The organism is Streptomyces sp. CB02980 (assembly GCF_014451325.2).
Lineage (GTDB): Bacteria > Actinomycetota > Actinomycetes > Streptomycetales > Streptomycetaceae > Streptomyces.
The window spans coordinates 189,001-208,109 of sequence record NZ_JACSCH020000014.1; the positions used below are offsets into that span (position 1 = coordinate 189,001).

General features: G+C 71.9%; 20 protein-coding genes. 16 read left to right on the forward strand and 4 right to left on the reverse strand.

The window, feature by feature from the left end:
- Positions 1–6 precede the first annotated feature (6 nt).
- On the forward strand, positions 7–651 hold the full coding sequence (locus E0F75_RS27370; protein ID WP_229313617.1) for a DJ-1/PfpI family protein: 645 nt from the start codon (positions 7–9) through the stop codon (positions 649–651).
- 18 nt (positions 652–669) lie between these two features.
- On the opposite strand, the gene E0F75_RS27375 is transcribed toward E0F75_RS27370, so the two are convergent.
- Positions 670–1,413, reverse strand: a complete 744-nt coding sequence (locus tag E0F75_RS27375) for an enoyl-CoA hydratase/isomerase family protein (RefSeq protein WP_229313618.1) — start codon at positions 1,411–1,413, stop codon at positions 670–672.
- 66 nt (positions 1,414–1,479) lie between these two features.
- Between E0F75_RS27375 and E0F75_RS27380 the strand changes: the two genes are divergently transcribed.
- Both E0F75_RS27380 and E0F75_RS27385 read left to right on the forward strand, forming a co-directional pair.
- Entirely contained in the window at positions 1,480–2,142 is a 663-nt protein-coding gene (locus tag E0F75_RS27380) for an HdeD family acid-resistance protein (protein WP_229313619.1), read from the forward strand.
- Between the two features lie 94 nt (positions 2,143–2,236).
- Positions 2,237–2,794 (forward strand): ATP-binding protein, encoded by a 558-nt coding sequence (locus tag E0F75_RS27385; protein WP_374115437.1) that lies wholly within the window; start codon positions 2,237–2,239, stop codon positions 2,792–2,794.
- Here the strand turns inward: E0F75_RS27385 and idi are convergent.
- The 3 genes from idi to E0F75_RS27400 form a co-directional block, all read right to left on the reverse strand.
- Positions 2,760–3,389 (reverse strand): isopentenyl-diphosphate Delta-isomerase, encoded by a 630-nt coding sequence (gene idi, locus E0F75_RS27390; protein WP_073904326.1) that lies wholly within the window; start codon positions 3,387–3,389, stop codon positions 2,760–2,762. The two genes, E0F75_RS27385 and idi, sit on opposite strands and share 35 nt — an antisense overlap.
- A 152-nt stretch (positions 3,390–3,541) precedes the next feature.
- Positions 3,542–4,789, reverse strand: a complete 1,248-nt coding sequence (locus E0F75_RS27395) for a bifunctional class I SAM-dependent methyltransferase/N-acetyltransferase (RefSeq protein WP_229313620.1) — start codon at positions 4,787–4,789, stop codon at positions 3,542–3,544.
- Positions 4,790–4,986: 197 nt separating this feature from the next.
- Positions 4,987–5,928, reverse strand: coding sequence for a cation diffusion facilitator family transporter (locus tag E0F75_RS27400; protein WP_229313621.1), 942 nt, complete (start codon positions 5,926–5,928; stop codon positions 4,987–4,989).
- A gap of 438 nt (positions 5,929–6,366) precedes the next feature.
- Here E0F75_RS27400 and E0F75_RS27405 point away from each other — a divergent pair, with 438 nt between their 5' ends.
- The 13 genes from E0F75_RS27405 to E0F75_RS27465 all read left to right on the forward strand — a co-directional run bounded on the left by E0F75_RS27405 (position 6,367) and on the right by E0F75_RS27465 (position 19,034).
- Positions 6,367–8,163, forward strand: a complete 1,797-nt coding sequence (locus tag E0F75_RS27405) for a DUF5941 domain-containing protein (protein ID WP_229313688.1) — start codon at positions 6,367–6,369, stop codon at positions 8,161–8,163.
- Positions 8,160–8,897, forward strand: coding sequence for a sugar phosphate nucleotidyltransferase (locus E0F75_RS27410; protein WP_055600458.1), 738 nt, complete (start codon positions 8,160–8,162; stop codon positions 8,895–8,897). Before E0F75_RS27405 ends, E0F75_RS27410 begins: the two co-directional genes overlap by 4 nt.
- Entirely contained in the window at positions 8,885–9,946 is a 1,062-nt protein-coding gene (locus E0F75_RS27415; protein ID WP_229313622.1) for an iron-containing alcohol dehydrogenase family protein, read from the forward strand. Before E0F75_RS27410 ends, E0F75_RS27415 begins: the two co-directional genes overlap by 13 nt.
- Positions 9,924–10,703 (forward strand): CDP-alcohol phosphatidyltransferase family protein, encoded by a 780-nt coding sequence (locus E0F75_RS27420; protein ID WP_229313623.1) that lies wholly within the window; start codon positions 9,924–9,926, stop codon positions 10,701–10,703. The genes E0F75_RS27415 and E0F75_RS27420 overlap by 23 nt, the downstream gene beginning before the upstream one ends.
- A 47-nt stretch (positions 10,704–10,750) precedes the next feature.
- Positions 10,751–11,596 carry a glycosyltransferase family 2 protein gene (locus E0F75_RS27425; RefSeq protein ID WP_229313689.1) on the forward strand — a complete coding sequence of 282 codons (846 nt, stop codon included), beginning with the start codon at positions 10,751–10,753 and terminating at the stop codon, positions 11,594–11,596.
- Between the two features lie 49 nt (positions 11,597–11,645).
- Positions 11,646–12,575 carry an ABC transporter permease gene (locus tag E0F75_RS27430; RefSeq protein ID WP_229313624.1) on the forward strand — a complete coding sequence of 310 codons (930 nt, stop codon included), beginning with the start codon at positions 11,646–11,648 and terminating at the stop codon, positions 12,573–12,575.
- 1 nt (position 12,576) lies between these two features.
- Positions 12,577–13,365, forward strand: a complete 789-nt coding sequence (locus tag E0F75_RS27435; RefSeq protein WP_229313690.1) for an ABC transporter ATP-binding protein — start codon at positions 12,577–12,579, stop codon at positions 13,363–13,365.
- Between the two features lie 170 nt (positions 13,366–13,535).
- Complete coding sequence (locus E0F75_RS27440; protein WP_229313625.1) at positions 13,536–14,183, forward strand: TetR/AcrR family transcriptional regulator; 648 nt, start codon at positions 13,536–13,538, stop codon at positions 14,181–14,183.
- 313 nt (positions 14,184–14,496) lie between these two features.
- A complete protein-coding gene (hpnC, locus tag E0F75_RS27445) occupies positions 14,497–15,408 on the forward strand; it encodes a squalene synthase HpnC (protein WP_229313626.1) in 912 nt (303 codons plus the stop codon).
- Complete coding sequence (hpnD, locus tag E0F75_RS27450; RefSeq protein ID WP_229313627.1) at positions 15,405–16,355, forward strand: presqualene diphosphate synthase HpnD; 951 nt, start codon at positions 15,405–15,407, stop codon at positions 16,353–16,355. Before hpnC ends, hpnD begins: the two co-directional genes overlap by 4 nt.
- Positions 16,355–16,492: a hypothetical protein gene (locus E0F75_RS27455; RefSeq protein WP_229313628.1), complete on the forward strand. Its 138-nt coding sequence runs from the start codon at positions 16,355–16,357 to the stop codon at positions 16,490–16,492. Before hpnD ends, E0F75_RS27455 begins: the two co-directional genes overlap by 1 nt.
- Positions 16,489–17,937 (forward strand): hydroxysqualene dehydroxylase HpnE, encoded by a 1,449-nt coding sequence (gene hpnE, locus E0F75_RS27460; RefSeq protein WP_229313629.1) that lies wholly within the window; start codon positions 16,489–16,491, stop codon positions 17,935–17,937. Before E0F75_RS27455 ends, hpnE begins: the two co-directional genes overlap by 4 nt.
- Positions 17,934–19,034 carry a polyprenyl synthetase family protein gene (locus tag E0F75_RS27465; protein ID WP_229313630.1) on the forward strand — a complete coding sequence of 367 codons (1,101 nt, stop codon included), beginning with the start codon at positions 17,934–17,936 and terminating at the stop codon, positions 19,032–19,034. The genes hpnE and E0F75_RS27465 overlap by 4 nt, the downstream gene beginning before the upstream one ends.
- Positions 19,035–19,109: the final 75 nt, after the last annotated feature.

Sequence of the window (19,109 nt, forward strand, 5' to 3'; positions counted from 1 at the left end):
AGCAGCATGCAGATCGCCGTCCTGCTCTACCAGGGCTTCACCACACTCGACGCCGTCGGCCCGTACGAGCTCCTCGCCCGCATCCCCGGGGCCGAGACCGTCTTCGTCGCCAAGGAGAGCGGCCCCGTCCGCAACGACCAGGGCAGCCTCGCCCTCGTCGCCGACAAGACCCTCGCCGAGGTCCCGCGGCCCGACATCGTGCTCGTCCCCGGCGGCCCCGACTCGCGCGGCGCCATGGACGACCCGGAGATCCAGGCCTGGCTCCGTACGGCCGACGAGACCAGCACCTGGACGACCTCGGTCTGCACCGGCTCCCTGATCCTGGCCGCCGCCGGCCTCCTCGACGGCCGCCGCGCCACCACCCACTGGCTCGCCATCGAGGAGCTCAAGGAGCTGGGCATCGAGCCCACCGGCGAGCGGGTCGTCTTCGACGGCAAGTACGTCACCGCGGCCGGGGTCTCCTCGGGCATCGACATGGCGCTGCACCTGATCGGCCGGATCGCCGGGGACGAGGCCGCCCAGACCATCCAGCTGCTCACCGAGTACGACCCGCAGCCGCCGTACGACGCGGGCTCGCCGGAGAAGGCCCCGGCCGAGATCGTCGCGCGGTGGCGGGGCGTGAAGCCGGAGGAGCTCCCCCAGGGGCGCTGAGCGAAGGCCCGCCGGGCCTCAGCTCCCGTAGGTGAAGCGGGGCGTCCGGCGTTCCAGGAAGGCGGCGACCCCCTCCGCGGTGTCGCCGCTGCCGCGTGCCTGCTCCGCCCAGTGGGCGTCCCGGTCCAGGCGCCCGTCGGCGAACTCCTTGGCCGCCGACTGGGTCAGCAGCGAGCGCGAGGCGAGCACCCGGGCGAACTCGGAGACCCGCTTGTCCAGCTCGCCCACCGGGTGCAGCTCGTCCACGAACCCGGTCCGCAGGGCCCGCTCCGCGTCGATCAACTCACCGGAGAACAGCAGGTACTTGGCGGTCGAAGGACCCACGAGGGCGGCGAGCCGCCGGGTCGAGGAGGACGAGTAGACGATGCCGAGCTTCGACGGGGTGATCCCGAAGCGGGCGCCCTCCTCGGCGAACCGCAGGTCGCAGGCGGCGGCGAGCTGGCTGCCGCCGCCGACGCAGAAGCCCCGGACGGCCGCCAGGGTCGGCCGGGGGAACGCGGCGAGCGCCTCCTCGGCCCGTACCGCCAGCGCCTGCTGCTCGTCCCCGGGCTCGCGGAGCGCCGAGATGTCGGCCCCGGCGCAGAAGGTGTCGCCCTCACCCGTCAGGACCAGCACCCGGACGGCGGGGTCGGCGGCGAGCCGGTCCAGCACGCCGGGCAGTGCCCGCCACATGCCGGCGCTCATCGCGTTGCGCTTGGCGGGGTTGGCGATGACGACGGTGGCGACGCCGTCCGTGACGCTGTCCTTCAGCTGCGGCTCCATGGGCCGGATGCTATCCGCCGTACCCGAACGTACGATCAGGAAGGGGTCGTCCCGAGGAGGCACCGCATGGCCAAGGACGCCCATGAGCCGGACGTGGTCCCGGACCCGGTCCGTGAGATGGCACGCGAGGGGAAGCGGCTCAACCGGAGCTTCAGCTGGCTGGCCGTGCTCGGCGTCCTGCTCGTCATCGGCGGTGTCGTCGGTCTGGTCTACACCGGCCTCGCCACCCTGACCTCGATGCTGCTCTTCGGCTGGCTGCTGCTGATCGGCGGAGTCGTCGGGCTCCTCCAGGCGATCCAGTCGCGTGGCACCAGCTACTTCTGGCTCGCCGTGGTGGTGGCCGCCCTGAACATCGCGGCCGGTGTCGTGGTGATCCGTCACCCGGAGGGCTCGGCCGAGGCGCTGACGATGTTCGCCGCCCTGCTCTTCCTCACCGGCGGTCTCTTCCGGCTGGTCGGCAGTGTCGTGGTGCGCGGGCCGCAGTTCGGCTGGACCCTGCTCCAGGGCGCCTTCGGCCTGCTGCTCGGTCTGCTCGTCCTGTTCGACTGGCCGGACAGCAGCCGGTACGTTCTCGGGGTCTTCTTCTCGCTCGCGCTGCTCTTCGACGGCCTCGGTCTGATCGCCATCGGAGTGGGCGGGCGGCGGATCGTCAGTATGGTGACGCCGACGCCCGTGTCCAGCGCGCCCGCGGAGCAGTCAGAAACTGAGCCCGATCAGTCGAACAACTGACATCGGCATACTCACCCGATCGGAAAGCAGCCGATAAGTGTCGACTTCTGGTCAGTAGGCCGGTCCGCCTGCGCGCATTGCCAAGACTCGATCCGTGGCGAGAATCGAGCACGAGGGTGGGAACCGTACCGTGGAGAACCACGGAGGTGGCCCCGCCCGGCAACCGTCCTACGAAGGAGTCTGGCGCTTCACCGCTGCCGCGGTCGACGTCTCCGTCCCGCAGGCCCGGCACGCCGTACGCGACCTGCTGGTCCGCCAGGGCGTCCCCGTCCATGAGGAGATCATGGACGGCCTGCTGCTGATCGTCTCCGAGCTGGTGACCAACGCCGTACGGCACGCGGCGCTGCTGTCCCCGGAGATAGCGGTGGAGGTGGCCATCGGGCCCGAGTGGATCCGGGTGTCCGTCGAGGACAACCACCCGTACCGCCCCAAGGCCCTCGAGGCGGACTACGGGCAGACGGGCGGCCGGGGACTGCTCCTTGTCCGCGAGATCGCCCAGGAGTCCGGCGGCGCGTGCGACGTCGAGCACACCGCGAGCGGCGGCAAGATCATCTGGGCGGCGCTGCCCCTGGCCCCGATGGCACCGGGGCCGGGAGCGGCGATCCACCAGCCGGTCGTCACCAGCCCCCGGACGGACCCGTCAGTTCCCTGACCGCCGGACGCGCCGCGTCGAGCACCGTCATGAACCAGGCGGAGAAGGGCGCGGCGGCATGGCGTTCGGCCAGCTCGGCGGCGGTGACGAAGACGGTGTCCTCGATCTCCTCCGGGTCCGGCCGCGGCGCGGCCTGGACCAGGCCGACGAAGAGGTGGTTGAACTCCTGCTCCACCAGGCCGGAAGCCGGGTCCGGGTGGTTGTAGCGGACGGTGCCGGCCTCCGCGAGCAGCGTGGGCGAGACGCCGAGCTCCTCGAAGGTCCGCCGGGCGGCGGCGGCGAACGGCGCCTCGCCCGGGTACGGGTGGCCGCAGCAGGTGTTCGACCAGACGCCGGGGGAGTGGTACTTGCCGAGCGCCCGACGCTGGAGCAGCAGCCGGCCCGACTCGTCGAACAAGAAGACGGAGAAGGCGCGGTGCAGCAGCCCGGGCGCCTGGTGGGCGGCGAGCTTCTCCGCCGTACCGATGGTCGTCCCGTCCTCGTCGACCAGTTCGAGCATGATCGGCGCCGGGGCCTCGGACGGCTGGACACCGTTCGACATGATCTCCGGCATCTCCGGCGAGATCTGAGCCGCGGTGGCTGGTGTGGTCGGCATACCCATCCTTCGCTTCGGTCCTCGCCCCGGTGGGGCCACCTCAGTCTGCCGTACAAAAGCGGCTTGTCCGTACTTCGGCGGCCGGACGTGGCCGCTCCCACCGCACCGGAGTACAACCGGCGCGGCGGGAGCGGAGTGACGACAGGGGGCGACTAGACCCCGAAAGCCGCCGGATATGCGATGGTGCCGGGCGGAACGGGCACGGAGTCGTCCAGAACGAGAGCCATCATGGCCTCGTCCGGAACCTCGAAACCTGGCTTGATTCCATACTCGGACGCCCGTACGAACCCGAACTTCGGGTAGTACTCCGGGTGCCCCAGGACGAGCACGAGCGGCTCGCCCCGCAGCCGCGCGGCGTCGAGCACCGCCCGGACGACCGCCTTTCCGGCCCCCGTCCGCTGGTACGCGGGCGCCACCGCGACCGGAGCGAGCGCCGCCGCGGGGGCGCCGTCCACCAGGCAGCGGGTGATCAGGGCGTGCGCCGCGATGGAGCCGTCCGGGGCCTCGGCCACGTACGACAGGCCCGGGAGCCAGGCCCCGGGGTCCCGCCGGAGCGCGTCGACCAGCTCGGCCTCCGCCTCCGAGCCGAAGGCGGCCGCCACGAGCGGCCGGACCACCGAGGCCTCCTCGGCGGTCTCCGGACGGGTGCGCCAGCGCGGATCCGCGGGCCGCAGGACGAATCCCGCGTACCCGTAGTCGGAGCCGTGCTCGCGCCGCATCGCGATCTCTGCGCGGGCCCCCGCCACCGCCTCGGCCATACCGGGCACGGTGGTGTCCGCCGCGTCGGCGTGCGCGGCGAGCGGACCGTAGTACTCGGCCCAGTCGCTCTCGGGCTGGGGGACGGTCCCCAGGACGTGATAGCCGGCCGCGACCGCCGCCGCCGAGAGCTCGGCGACGGTACGGAGCGGGTAGTGCTCCTCCCAGAAGGCGCGGGCCGCCGGCCCGGGCTCCCCGGTGGTCCAGACGCACTCGGTGAGCACCAGGGTGCCTCCGGGTGCCAGCAGCCTGCGCCACTCGGCGAGCGCCCGGTCGAAGCCCAGGACGAAGACCGAGCTCTCGGCCCAGACCAGGTCGAAGGAGCCGTCCGGGAACGGCAGTGCGCCCATGTCGGCGCGGTGGGTGTGGATCGAGCCGTCGAGTCCGCGGTCGGCGGCGGACTGCCGCAGTTCCGCGAGGAACGGTTCGTGGAGATCGACGGCGGTCACCTCGGCGCCCGTCTCGGCCGCCAGGAGCAGCGCGGAACGGCCGGGGCCGCAACCCAGGTCGAGCACCCGCGGACGCTCGGGCAGCGAGCCGGTGAGCGCGAGGAGCCGACGCGTGGTGGCGTCGGAGCCGGGGCCCTGCCGCGGAAGACCGTGGTGCAGGGCGAAGAAGGAGTCGTGCGAAGCGTTGTCGGACAACGTGGGAAACCCTTTGTGAGAGGGCTCCGGCCGACGACGTGACGGACCGGTGGGAACCGGGATCAGGTCAGCCGGAGACCCGGAAGCTGAGGAAGGACCGGGTGCTGCCGCTCGGGGCAGCCTCCATCGCGACGGTCATCAACCTCAGCTCCTCTCTCCACGCGTTCGTACGAAAAGGCTAACAGGTGGCCCGGTTCTCACAGGCAGAGTTTCGCCTCGTGCTCCGCGTGCCCCACCGGCTCCAGCTGGAAGGTGCAGTGCTCCACGTCGAAGTGCGAGCCCAGGCACCCCTGGAGGGAGTGCAGCATCTTCTCGTGCCCGACCGAGTCGAGCGCGTCCTGGTCCACGACCACGTGCGCCGAGAGCACCGGCATCCCCGAGGTGATCGTCCAGGCGTGCAGGTCGTGGACGTCCTCGACGCCCGGCAGGGCCAGGATGTGGGCCCGTACCTCCATCATGTCGACGCCCTTGGGCGCGGCCTCCAGGAGGACGTCAAGCGTCTCGCGCAGCAGCTTGACCGTGCGGGGGACGATCATCAGGCCGATCAGGATCGAGGCGATCGGATCGGCGTACTGCCAGCCCGTGACCAGGATGATGCCGGCCGCGACGATCACGGTGACCGAGCCCAGAGCGTCCGCGAGCACCTCCAGATACGCCCCGCGCACATTGAGGCTGTCCTTCTGGCCCCGCATGAGCAGGGACAGCGAGATCACGTTGGCGATCAGGCCGATCGCCGCGACCGCGATCGCCAGACCGCCCTTGGTCTCGGCCGGCTCGAAGAACCGCTGGATCGCCTCGTACAGCACATAGCCGCCGACGCCGAGGAGCAGCAGACAGTTGGCGAGCGCCGCGAGGATCTCGGCCCGCGCGAAGCCGAAGGTGCGGTTCCCCGAAGGGGGCCGGTTGGCGAAGTGGATCGCGAGCAGGGCCATCGCGAGGCCGACCGCGTCGGTCGCCATGTGCGCCGCGTCGGCGATCAGCGCGAGCGAGTCGGAGAGCACGCCGCCGATGATTTCGATCACCATCACGGAGAGCGTGATGCCGAGCGCGATGCGCAACCGGTTCTTGTACGCGGCCCCGGCCGTACCCGTCGGCGCAGGGCCGCCGTGACTGTGCCCGTGGTCGTGTCCAGCCCCCATGACATGGCCTCCAGATCGTCTGTTCGTACGTGCCCCGAGTCGCAAGTCAACTACGGGTGGGGGGTATGTGCAACACGGTACTGAACACCGTTGTCATATGCTCTGACCTGCGGCGATGTAATCCGGACCGGTGGTGGCGGGAAGATGTCGCCGGGAACCGCGCCGGGGCGTCGGCCGGGGTCCCCGCCGGAGGCCACGGCCGCCGTTTTGTGAGGCGGGCCGCCGATCGCCCATGATGATCTCCACGGGACCACACGTGCCGGTGCGGACGCGGGTGGGCCCGGGGGAGTCCGGCCCGCAAAGCCTCGGTGAACTCACGCTCTGTTTCATCCGATAGCCTCAGCCGACGTGTCGCCGCCCCGCGCCGGGCCGCACCGCCGCGCTCGGGGCCGCCATGGTCCCGCCGGCCCCTCCGTCAGCTCCAAGGAGTGAGTTCGTCTGTCGACCGCCATCCTCACCGGCCCGCCGGCACCCGGATCCTCGCTCGACGGAGATCTGCGGTCGCTCGGCTTCGACGTCCGGACCGCCGCCCGCCCCGATGAGACCGGGGCCCTGCTCGCCGCGGTCCCCGCGGGCGAGCGCGTCGCGCTCGTCGACCCCCGGTTCGTCGGCCATGTGCACGCGCTGCGCCTCGCCCTCACCGACCCCCGGTTCCCCGCGGCCGCCGCACCCGGCGCGCTCACCGTGCAGAACGGGGCCCGCCCCGCGCTCGCCCGCGCCCTGACCGCCGCCGCGGCCCCCGGCACCGACGGCGACGACCTCACCGGGACGCTCGCCGACGCCCTCGACGCCGATGGCGTCGCCGTGCACCGGCCGCAGCTCGGCACCCTCGTCGCCACGGTGCCCACCGACGCCGAGGCCCGCCACGAGGCCCGCGCCGCCGTGGACGCCGTCGACGACGAGGCCGTACGCCTCCGCTCCGCCGTGAAGGCCCACGACGGCTTCTTCACCACCTTCTTCATCAGCCCGTACTCGCGCTACATCGCCCGCTGGTGCGCGCGCCGCGGACTGACCCCCAACCAGGTCACCACCGCCTCGCTGCTCACGGCGCTGATCGCGGCCGGCTGCGCGGCGACCGGCGAGCGCGGCGGATACATCGCCGCCGGCGTCCTGCTCCTCGTCTCCTTCGTCCTCGACTGCACCGACGGGCAGCTCGCCCGGTACGCGCTGAAGTACTCGACGATGGGCGCCTGGCTCGACGCCACCTTCGACCGCGCCAAGGAGTACGCCTTCTACGCCGGCCTCGCCCTCGGCGCGGCCCGCAACGGCGACGACGTCTGGGCGCTCGCCCTCGGCGCGATGGTCCTCATGACCTGCCGGCACGTCGTGGACTTCTCGTTCAACGAGGCCAACCACGACGCCACGGCCAACACCAGCCCCACCGCGGCCCTCTCCGACCGGCTCGACAGCCTCGGCTGGACCGTCTGGGCCCGCCGGATGATCATCCTGCCGATCGGCGAGCGCTGGGCCATGATCGCGGTCCTCACCGCCGTCACCAACCCGCGGATCGTCTTCTGGGCCCTGATCATCGGCTGCGCCTTCGGGGCCTGCTACACCACGGCGGGGCGCGTCCTGCGCTCCCTGACCCGCAAGGCGAAGCGCACCGACCGGGCCGCGCAGGCCCTGGCGGACCTCGCGGACTCCGGGCCGCTCGCCGCGCTGACGAACCGGATCCTCGGCCGCACCGGCATCCTGATGCTGCCGCCGCTGGTCCTCGCGCTGATCGCCACGGGCGCGATGCTCGCCGCGGCCCTCGGCCGCCCCTTCGGGTCCGACCAGACCGTCGTCGCCGCCGTCTTCTACGTGGTGTTCGCCGGCGCGGCCGTCGCCCGCCCCCTCAAGGGCGCCCTCGACTGGCTGCTCCCCCCGCTCTTCCGGGCCGCCGAGTACGGCACGATCCTGATCCTCGCGGCCCGCTCCGAGGTGAACGGGGCCTTGCCCGCGGCCTACGGGCTGGTGGCCGCCGTCGCCTACCATCACTACGACACGGTGTACCGCATCCGCGGCGGCACCGGCGCGCCGCCCACGTGGCTGGTGCGCACGATCGGCGGTCACGAGGGCCGCACGTTGCTGGTGACCGTCCTCGCCGCCCTGCTGGCGAGCCGTGGCAACGACTTCACCCTGGCGCTCACCGCCCTGGCGGTCACCATCGCGCTTGTGGTGCTCGTGGAGTCCATCCGTTTCTGGGTGTCCTCCGGAGCACCAGCCGTACATGACGAAGGAGAAACAGCATGATCGGTCTCGTACTGGCAGCCGGTGCCGGACGGCGTCTGCGCCCCTACACCGACACGCTTCCGAAGGCCCTCGTGCCCGTCGACGGTGAGACCACCGTCCTCGACCTCACGCTGAAGAACTTCGCCGAGATCGGCCTCACCGAGGTCGCGATCGTCGTCGGCTACCGCAAGGAGGCCGTCTACGACCGCAAGGAGGCCCTCGAGGCGAAGTACGGCCTGAAGCTCACCCTCGTCGACAACGACAAGGCCGAGGAGTGGAACAACGCCTACTCCCTGTGGTGCGCCCGCGAGGTCCTCAAGCGCGGTGTGATCCTCGCCAACGGTGACACCGTCCACCCGGTCTCCGTCGAGAAGACCCTGCTCGCCGCCCGCGGCGACGGCAAGAAGATCATCCTCGCCCTCGACACGGTGAAGAACCTCGCCGACGAGGAGATGAAGGTCATCACCGCCGAGGGCAAGGGCGTCCAGCGGATCACCAAGCTGATGGACCCGGCCACCGCCACCGGCGAGTACATCGGTGTCACCCTCATCGAGGCCGAGGCCGCCGAGGAGCTCGCCGACGCCCTCAAGGCCACCTTCGAGCGTGACCCCGACCTGTACTACGAGGACGGCTACCAGGAGCTGGTCAACCGCGGCTTCACCGTCGACGTCGAGCCCATCGGTGACGTCAAGTGGGTCGAGATCGACAACCACGACGACCTCGCGAAGGGCCGTGAGATCGCGTGCCAGTACTGACCCGGCTGATTCCTTCACCGGTCGTCGTCGACATCCGCAGGGGAGCGCTGGACGACCTGTCCGCGCTCCTCGCGGACCAGCGGATCTCCAGCAACGGCAAGATCGCCGTCGCCATCAGCGGCGGCTCGGGCCTCAAGCTGCGTGACCACTTCGCCCCCGAGCTGCCCGGCGCCGACTGGTACCCGGTCGCCGGCGGCACCATCGACGAGGCCGTGAAGCTCGCCGACGCCATGCGCGGCAAGCGGTACGACGCCGTGGTCGCCCTCGGCGGCGGCAAGATCATCGACGTGACGAAGTACGCGGCGGCCCGGGTCGGGCTGCCGCTGGTGGCCATCGCCACCAACCTCTCGCACGACGGGATCTGCTCCCCGATCTCGACCCTGGACAACGACAACGGCCGGGGTTCGTACGGTGTGCCCACCCCGATCGCCCTCGTCATCGACCTGGACGTGATCAGGGACGCCCCGGTCCGCTTCGTGCGCTCCGGCATCGGCGACGCCATCTCCAACCTCTCCGCCATCGCCGACTGGGAGCTCTCCCACGAGGTGACCGGCGAGCCCGTCGACGGCCTCGCGGCCGCCATGGCCCGCAGCGCCGGAGAGGCCGTGCTCCGCCACCCCGGCGGCGTCGGCGACGACGACTTCCTCGTCACCCTCTCCGAGGGCCTGGTGATGTCCGGCATCGCGATGTCGATCAGCGGGGACAGCCGCCCCTCCTCGGGCGCCTGCCACGAGATCAGCCACGCGTTCGACCTGCTCTTCCCGGCCCGCGCCGCCAGCCACGGCGAGCAGTGCGGTCTCGGCGCGGCCTTCGCCATGCACCTGCGCGGAGCCCACGAGGGGTCCGGTCGGATGGTCGAGACGCTGCGCCGGCACGGGCTTCCCGTCACGCCGGAGGAGATGGGCTTCAGCGTGGACGAGTTCGTCCAGGCGGTGTCCTTCGCCCCGCAGACCCGGCCGGGCCGCTTCACGATCCTCGAACACCTCGAACTTTCCGACGACCAGATCAGGGACGCGTACGCCGACTATGCCAAAGCCATCGGTAGCTGAGCTCCGCCCGGTCGTCCACCCCCCGGGTGTGAAGGACCGGCGCAGCGGAGAGCACTGGGGCGGCCGCCTGTACATGCGGGAGATCTCGCTCAGGATCACCCGGCGGCTCGTCGGCACCAGGATCACGCCGAACCAGCTCACGTACGTGATGACCCTCGCGGGCGTCCTCGCGGCACCGGCCCTGCTGGTGCCCGGGATCCCCGGGGCGCTGCTCGGCGCGCTCATGGTCCAGCTCTACCTGCTGCTCGACTGCGTCGACGGCGAGGTGGCCCGCTGGAAGAAGCAGTTCTCGCTGGCCGGCGTGTACCTGGACCGGGTCGGCGCCTACCTGTGCGACGCGGCGGTGCTCGTCGGCTTCGGCCTGCGCGCCGCCGACCTGTGGGGCTCGGGCCGGATCGACTGGCTCTGGGCCTTCCTCGGCACCCTGGCCGCCCTCGGCGCCATCCTGATCAAGGCCGAGACCGACCTCGTCGGCGTCGCCCGGCACCAGGGCGGTCTGCCGCCGGTCAAGGAGTCGGCCTCCGAGCCGCGCTCCTCCGGCATGGCGCTGGCCCGCCGGGCGGCCGGTGCGCTGAAGTTCCACCGGCTCGTCCTCGGCATCGAGGCCTCGCTGCTCATCGTGGTCCTGGCCATCGCGGACCAGGTCAGGGGCGACCTCTTCTTCACCCGTCTCGGTGTCGCCGTCCTCGCCGGCATCGCGCTGCTCCAGACCGTGCTGCACCTCGTATCGATCATGGTTTCGAGCAGGCTGAAGTGAGGCCGGCCGTGAGCACGCCGCTCAGGGTGGGAGCCGTCGTCATCACGATGGGCAACCGCCCCGACGACCTGCGCGCGCTGATCGACTCGGTCGCCGGACAGGAGGGCGACCGCGTCGAGGTCGTCGTCGTCGGGCAGGGCACCCCGGTATCCGGGGTGCCCGACTGGGTGCGGACCGTCGACCTGCCGGACAACGTCGGCATCCCCGCCGGCCGGAACATCGGCATCGAGGCCTTCGGCCCCGGCGGCACCGACGTCGACGTCCTGCTCTTCCTGGACGACGACGGGCGGCTCGCGCACACGGACACCGCCGAACTGATCCGGCAGGCCTTCACCGCCGATCCGCACCTCGGCATCATCACCTTCCGGATCGCCGATCCGGAGACCGGGGTCACCCAGCGCCGGCACGTGCCGAGGCTCCGCGCCTCCGACCCGCTGCGCTCCTCACGGGTGACGACCTTCCTCGGCGGCGCCAACGCCGTGCGCACCAAGGTGTTCGCCGAAGTCGGCGATCTGCCGGGCGAGTTCTTCTACGCCCATGAGGAGACCGACCTCGCCTGGCGCGCGCTCGACGCCGACTGGATGATCGACTACCGTGCGGACATGGTGCTGCTGCACCCCACCACAGCACCCTCCCGGCACGCCTCGTACCACTTCAACGTGGCCCGCAACCGAGTCTGGCTGGCACGCCGCAATCTGCCCGCGCCCCTGGTGCCGGCGTATCTCGGCGTCTGGCTTCTGCTCACCCTGGCCCGTCGGCCCTCGCTCTCCGCGCTGAAGGCATGGTTCGGCGGGTTCCGTGAAGGCTGGAAGACCCCCTGCGGACCGCGCCGCCCCATGAGGTGGCGTACGGTGTGGCGGCTGACCCGGCTGGGTCGCCCCCCGGTCGTCTGACATCGTGGTACCGACGTGCCGCGCATCTTGAACACGAAAGTTTCGACTTGTGAGTGACACACAGCAGGGCGGGGCGGTCGCGACGAGCGCGCGCCCGTCCGTCGACGAGGGCCTGGCCCCGGCCGCGCTCGCCGAGAAGTACGGGCTGTCGGTCAGCGGCGCCCGGCCCGGACTGTTCGAGTACGTCCGCGAGCTGTGGAGCCGCCGGCACTTCATCCTGGCCTTCTCCTCGGCCAAGCTGACCGCCCAGTACAGCCAGGCGAAGCTGGGCCAGGTGTGGCAGGTGGCGACCCCGCTGCTGAACGCCCTGGTCTACTACCTGATCTTCGGGCTCATCCTGGGTGCCGGTCAGGGCATGTCCAAGGACGTCTACATCCCGTTCCTGGTCACCGGCATCTTCGTGTTCACCTTCACCCAGAGCTCGGTCATGGCCGGCGTCCGGGCGATCTCCGGGAACCTGGGCCTGGTCCGGGCCCTGCACTTCCCGCGCGCCTCGCTGCCGATCTCCTTCTCGCTGCAGCAGCTGCAGCAGCTGCTGTTCTCGATGATCGTGCTCGTGGCGGTCGCCGTCGCCTTCGGCAGCTACCCGTCGCTCCGCTGGCTGCTGGTGATCCCGGCGCTGTTCCTGCAGTTCGTGTTCAACGTCGGACTCGCCATGATCATGGCCAGGATGGGCTCCAAGACGCCCGACCTCGCCCAGCTGATGCCGTTCGTCATGCGGACCTGGATGTACGCGTCCGGCGTGATGTTCTCGATCCCGGTGATGCTCCGCGACAAGCCCGCGTGGATCGCCGACATCCTCATGTACAACCCGGCGGCCGTCTACATGGACCTGATCCGCTACGCCCTCATCGAGGGATACAGCTCGCACAACCTGCCGGCGCACGTCTGGGCGACCGCCCTCGGCTGGGCCCTCGTCTTCGGCATCGGCGGTTTCGTCTACTTCTGGAAGGCCGAGGAGAGGTACGGCCGTGGCTGACATCGACACGAACACCAACCGGTCCGACGTTCCCACCGTGATCTGCGACGACGTCCACATCGTCTACCGGGTCAACACCGGTGGCGGCGGCAAGGGCGGCGCCACGGCGGCGCTCAGCCGGATCGTCGGCCGCGGCAAGGCCGAGGTCAACAGGGGCGTCCGCAAGGTCCACGCGGTCCGCGGCGTCACCTTCACCGCCTACCGCGGCGAGGCCATCGGCCTCATCGGCTCCAACGGCTCCGGCAAGTCCACGCTCCTGCGCGCCGTCGCCGGGCTGCTCCCCACCGAGAGCGGCAAGGTCTACACGGACGGTCAGCCCTCGCTCCTGGGCGTCAACGCGGCGCTCATGAACGACCTCACCGGTGAGCGCAACGTGATCCTGGGCGGCCTCGCCATGGGCATGAGCCGCGAGGAGGTGCGCTCGCGCTACGACGGGATCGTCGACTTCTCCGGCATCAACGAGAAGGGCGACTTCATCAGCCTGCCCATGCGCACGTACTCCTCCGGCATGGGCGCCCGGCTCCGCTTCGCCATCGCGGCCGCCAAGAACCACGACGTCCTCCTCATCGACGAGGCGCTGGCGACCGGTGACCGCAAGTTCCAGATCCGCTCCGAGGAGCGCATCCGCGAACTCCGCAAGGAGGCCGGCACGGTCTTCCTGGTGAGCCACAGCAACAAGTCCATCCGGGACACCTGCGACCGGGTGCTCTGGCTGGAGAAGGGGCAGCTCCTGATGGACGGCCCCACGGACGAGGTCCTCAGGGCGTACGAGCGGGAGACCGCCCGCTGATCCCGCCCCCCGGCGTCGTGCCGCCCCCGCCTTTTCCGGTGGGGGCGGTTCCGCTCACCCGTCTCCCACCACCACCCTGCTCGAAGGTGCTGCGCACCGGCCCCTTTCTTTCCGCGCGTCGTGCCGGCACCTGGAATGTTCATGCTGGCAACATCGGGCAGGATGAGCCCATGGCAGCGATCTCGGGGGGAAAGACCTACCACCACGGCGATCTGCGCAACGCGCTGATCTGCGCCGCCGTCGACCTCGCCACCGAGGGCGGCCCCGAACGGGTCGTCCTGCGCGAGGCGGCCCGCCGGGTGGGCGTCTCGCCCACCGCCGCCTACCGGCACTTCGACGGGCGCGGGGAACTCCTCCGCACCGTCAGGACCCACGCCCAGTGCGTGCTCGCCGACGCCATGGAACGGGCCGCGGGCCGCGAGCCCGGGGCCGACGACCCCGCCCTCGCGGCGGAGCGCCGGCTCGCCGCCCTCTGCCGGGGGTACGTCGGCTTCGCCGTCGACCAGCCCGGCCTCTACCGGGCCGCGTTCTGCGTGCCCCGCCCGGACGGAACGGCCGGGCCGATGCCGGAGCGGCAGGTGCCCGAACCCGAGATCCGCGCCTTCACCCTGCTCCGGGACGCCCTCGAGGGCCTCGCCCGTGTCGGCGCCCCGCGCCCGGCCGTCCGCCACGCCGCGGGTGCCGCGGCGTGGTCGGCCGTGCACGGGCTGTCACTTCTCCTGCTCGAAGGGCCTCTTCGGCGCCTTCCCGTGCAGCGCAGGAACGCCGTCGTCGAGACCACCCTCGCCATGGTCGTCTCCGGTACGCGCGCCCTCTGACCTCCGTCGGAGACCGAACTCCCTTGCGGTGCAGGGAGGTTGACGACTCGTACGGGTGCGGTGCGGGGCGCCCGGCACCCCGGAATGGCGACGGCCGTCGTACAACGTAAGCTGGACCGGTCTGTTTCGCGGCAAGTAGGGCGATACCCCACGACCATCGGGCCTCCGGGCGACGGCTCTACGGGCAGGGGTCGGCGGCGTGTCCGAAATAGGATGGATTGACTCGGCAGTGTAGAACGGGAGACGTGACGGCCATGACGCAGAATCTCCAGCTCCACGAGGGTCTCGCCGTCCCTCCGTCGGGCAGTGACCTGTGACGGACACCCGGCAGGCGCGCAACGACGCCTCCTCGCGCGCCACCCTCGGCAAGGCCGCGGACGAGAACTTCCCCGTGGCCCCCTTCTTCCTGCCCCGGGCCTGGCGCGACGACCTGATGGCGGTCTACGGCTTCGCCCGCCTCGTCGACGACATCGGCGACGGCGACCTCGCCCCCGGCGGATCCGACGCCCGCCACCTCGGCCTCGACCCGGCGACGGCACAGGACCGGCTCGCCTTCCTCGACGCCTTCGAGGCCGACCTCCGCCGCGTCTTCGACGGCACTCCCCGCCACCCCCTCCTCCAGGGCCTGGCGCCGACCGTGCGCCGGTGCGGGCTCACCCCCGAGCCGTTCCTCGGCCTGATCGCCGCCAACCGCCAGGACCAGCAGGTCGGCCGCTACGAGACGTACGACGACCTCCTCGCCTACTGCGAGCTCTCCGCCAACCCCGTCGGGCGGCTCGTCCTCGCCATCACCGGCACCGACACCCCCGAGCGGATCAGGCGCTCCGACGAGATCTGCACCGCCCTCCAGATCGTCGAGCACCTCCAGGACGTCGCCGAGGACCTCGGCAACGACCGCGTCTACCTCCCCGCCGAGGACCTCAAGCGGTTCCACGTCACCGAGAGCGACCTGGCCCGGCCCACCGCCGGCGCCTCCGTCCGCGCCCTGATCGCCTTCGAGGCCGGGCGGGCCCGCGACCTGCTCCACGCGGGCGCCCCGCTCGTCGGCAGCGTCCACGGCCGGCTCCGTCTCCTCCTGGCGGGCTTCACGGCCGGGGGACTCGCGGCACTCGACGCGATCACCGACGCCGGATACGACGTGCTGACCGGCCCACCGAAGGCCACCAAGCCGAGCCTGATGCGCCAGGTGGGAGCGGTCCTGCTCCGGGCGCGGAGAGAGGGGTGAGCGCGACCGTGGAGGCACAGCCCCAGCCGTCCGCACCGGTACTGGCCGCCTACAGCTACTGCGAGGCGGTCACCGGACAGCAGGCGCGGAACTTCGCCTACGGAATCCGGCTGCTGCCGACCGAGAAGCGCCAGGCGATGTCCGCGCTGTACGCGTTCTCCCGGCGCGTCGACGACATCGGCGACGGCACCCTCGCGCCCGAGGCCAAGCAGGAACGCCTGGAGGCCACCCGCGAGCTGCTCGACCGGGTCCGCGCGGGGAAGATCGACGAGGACGACACCGACCCGGTCGCCGTCGCCCTCGCCGACTCGGCCCGCCGTTTCCCGATCCCGCTCGGCGGCCTCGACGAACTCATCGACGGCGTCCTCATGGACGTGCACGGCGCGACCTACGAGACCTGGGACGACCTCAAGGTCTACTGCCGCTGCGTCGCAGGGGCGATCGGCCGGATCTCCCTCGGCGTCTTCGGCACCCAGCCCGGCGCCCCCGGCGCCGACCGCGCCCCCGAGTACGCCGACACCCTGGGCCTCGCGCTCCAACTCACCAACATCCTCAGGGACGTACGCGAGGACGCCGGGAACGGGCGGACCTATCTGCCCGCCGACGACCTCGCCAAGTTCGGCTGCGGTGACGGCTTCGGCAGCGAGAAGCCGCCCGCCGGCGCCGACTTCGCCGGGCTCGTCCACTTCGAAGTACGGCGCGCCCGCGCCCTGTTCGCCGAGGGCTACCGGCTGCTGCCCATGCTCGACCGGCGCAGCGGCGCCTGTGTCGCCGCCATGGCCGGCATCTACCGCCGTCTCCTCGACCGGATCGAACGCGACCCCGAGGCCGTGCTGCGCGGCCGTGTCTCGCTGCCGGGCCGCGAGAAGGCGTACGTCGCGGTGCGCGGCCTCTCCGGTCTGGACACCCGCACCGTCGCCCGGCGCGCCGTCAGGAGGCGTGCCTGATGCCTCCGTACGCCGCCGCCCCCGCCCGCCGGGCAACCCCGGGCACCGCACCGGCGTCCCTGCCGTGGGCGGCCCGGGCCGGCACGACCCGGCCCGCGACGCCCCTGACCGCGCTGCACCGAACGGAGGCCGTGTGACCCACGAAGGAACCGGGCAGCACACCCGGCAGCCGCAGGCCGTCGTCGTCGGCGGCGGGCTCGCCGGAATCACCGCCGCCCTCCAGCTCGCCGAAGCCGGCGTCGGCGTCACCCTCCTGGAGGGCAGGCCCCGGCTCGGCGGCCTCGCCTTCTCCTTCCGCCGGGGCGACCTCACCGTCGACAACGGCCAGCACGTCTACCTGCGCTGCTGCACCGCCTACCGCTGGTTCCTCGACCGCGTCGACGGCGCCCGGCTCGCCCCCCTCCAGGACCGTCTCGACGTCCCCGTCCTCGACGTCGCGCACCCGCGCGGGCCGAGGCTCGGCCGGATCCGCCGCGACAACCTCCCCGTACCGCTGCACCTGGCACGCAGCCTCGCGACCTACCCGCACCTCTCGCTCGCGGAGCGCGCCTCCGTCGGCCGGGCCGCGCTCGCCCTGAGGAAGCTCGACCCCGCCGACCCGGCGCTCGACGGCATCGACTTCGCCACCTGGCTCGGCCGGCACGGCCAGTCCCCGCGGACCGTCGACGCCCTCTGGGACCTGGTCGGCATCCCCACCCTCAACGCCCCCGCCTCGCAGGCCTCCATGGGGCTGGCCGCGATGGTCTTCAAGACCGGTCTCCTCTCCGAGCCCGGTGCCGCCGACATCGGCTGGGCCCACGTCCCGCTCGGTGAACTCCACGACACCCGGGCCGCGAAGGAGCTCGACGCCCTCGGGGTGCGCACGGCGCTCCGCACCAAGGCCGAGCGGATCTCCCGTACCGACGACGGGCGTTGGGCCGTCGACGTGCCGGGCGAGACGCTCGTCGCGGACGCCGTCGTCCTCGCCGTACCGCAGGAGGAGACCCACGGCCTGCTGCCCGAGGGCGCACTCGACGACCCCGACCGGCTCCTCGACATCGCCACCGCGCCCATCCTCAACCTGCACGTGATCTACGACCGCAAGGTGCTGAAGCGGCCGTTCTTCACCGCTCTCGGCTCCCCGGTGCAGTGGGTCTTCGACCGCACGGACTCCTCCGGGCTACTGAGGGGCGGGCCCGAAGGGCACTCGGGCCAGGGTGGTGGTGGGCGACCGGTGGGCGGCCAGTACCTCGCCGTCTCCCAGTCCGCCGCCCAGGACGAGATCGACGAACCCGTCGCCGCCCTGCGCGCGAAGTACCTCCCCGAGCTGGAGCGGCTGCTGCCGGCCGCGCGCGGCGCCGGGATCCGCGACTTCTTCGTCACCAGGGAGCGGACGGCCACGTTCGCCCCCACCCCGGGCGTCGGCCGGCTCCGCCCCGGCGCCCGCACCCAGGCACCGGGGCTCTTCCTGGCCGGGGCCTGGACCGCCACCGGCTGGCCCGCGACCATGGAGGGTGCCGTCCGCAGTGGTTTCAGCGCCGCGGGTGCCGCGCTCTCCGCCCTCGGCCGCCGCCATGACCATCCGCTGCAGGAGGCGGCATGAGTGTGAGTACCGGAACAAGAGGAGAGACCGTGCCGACTGTGCCGCCGGGTAATCCGGCCGTCGACACCGCGGACGTGTCCGCACTGCTGGAGCGGGGGCGGACCCTGTCCACCCCCGTACTGCGGGCGGCCGTCGACCGCCTCGCGCCACCCATGGACACCGTGGCCGCCTACCACTTCGGCTGGATCGACGCGCAGGGCAATCCCGCGGAGGGGGACAGCGGCAAGGCCGTCCGCCCCGCGCTCGCCCTGCTGTCGGCCGAGGCCGCGGGCGTCGCCCCCGAGGTCGGGATCCCCGGTGCCGTCGCCGTGGAGCTCGTCCACAACTTCTCGCTGCTGCACGACGACCTGATGGACGGGGACGAGCAGCGCCGCCACCGCGACACCGTGTGGAAGGTGCACGGCCCCGCGCAGGCCATCCTGGTCGGCGACGCCCTGTTCGCCCTGGCCAACGAGATCCTGCTGGAGCTCGGCACGGTGGAGGCCGGCCGGGCGACCCGCCGGCTCACCACCGCGAGCCGCAAGCTCATCGACGGCCAGGCCCAGGACATCTCCTACGAGCACCGCGAGCGGGTCACCGTCGAGGAGTGCCTGGAGATGGAGGGCAACAAGACCGGCGCCCTGCTCGCCTGCGCGGTCTCCATCGGCGCGGTCCTCGGCGGGGCCGACGACCGCACGGCCGACAAGCTGGAGGAGTACGGGTACCACCTCGGGCTCGCCTTCCAGGCCGTCGACGACCTGCTCGGCATCTGGGGCGACCCGGAGGCCACCGGCAAGCAGACCTGGAGCGATCTGCGCCAGCGCAAGAAGTCCCTGCCGGTCGTCGCCGCGCTCGCCGCCGGCGGCCCCGCATCCGAGCGCCTCGGCGAACTGCTCGCCGCGGACGCCAAGTCCAACGACTTCGACACCTTCTCCGAGGAGGAGTTCGCCACCCGCGCGGCCCTCATCGAGGAGGCAGGAGGACGCGAGTGGACCTCCCAGGAGGCCCGCCGCCAGCACACGATCGCGATCGAGGCCCTCGACGAGGTGGACATGCCCGCCCGGGTGCGGGCACAGCTCGTCGAGCTGGCCGACTTCGTGGTCGTACGGAAGAGATGATCACCATCACCCTGATATGAGTTCGCGGTCGCCGGCCGGTGCCACCCGGCGCCGGCCGACGGCAGACCCGTAGAA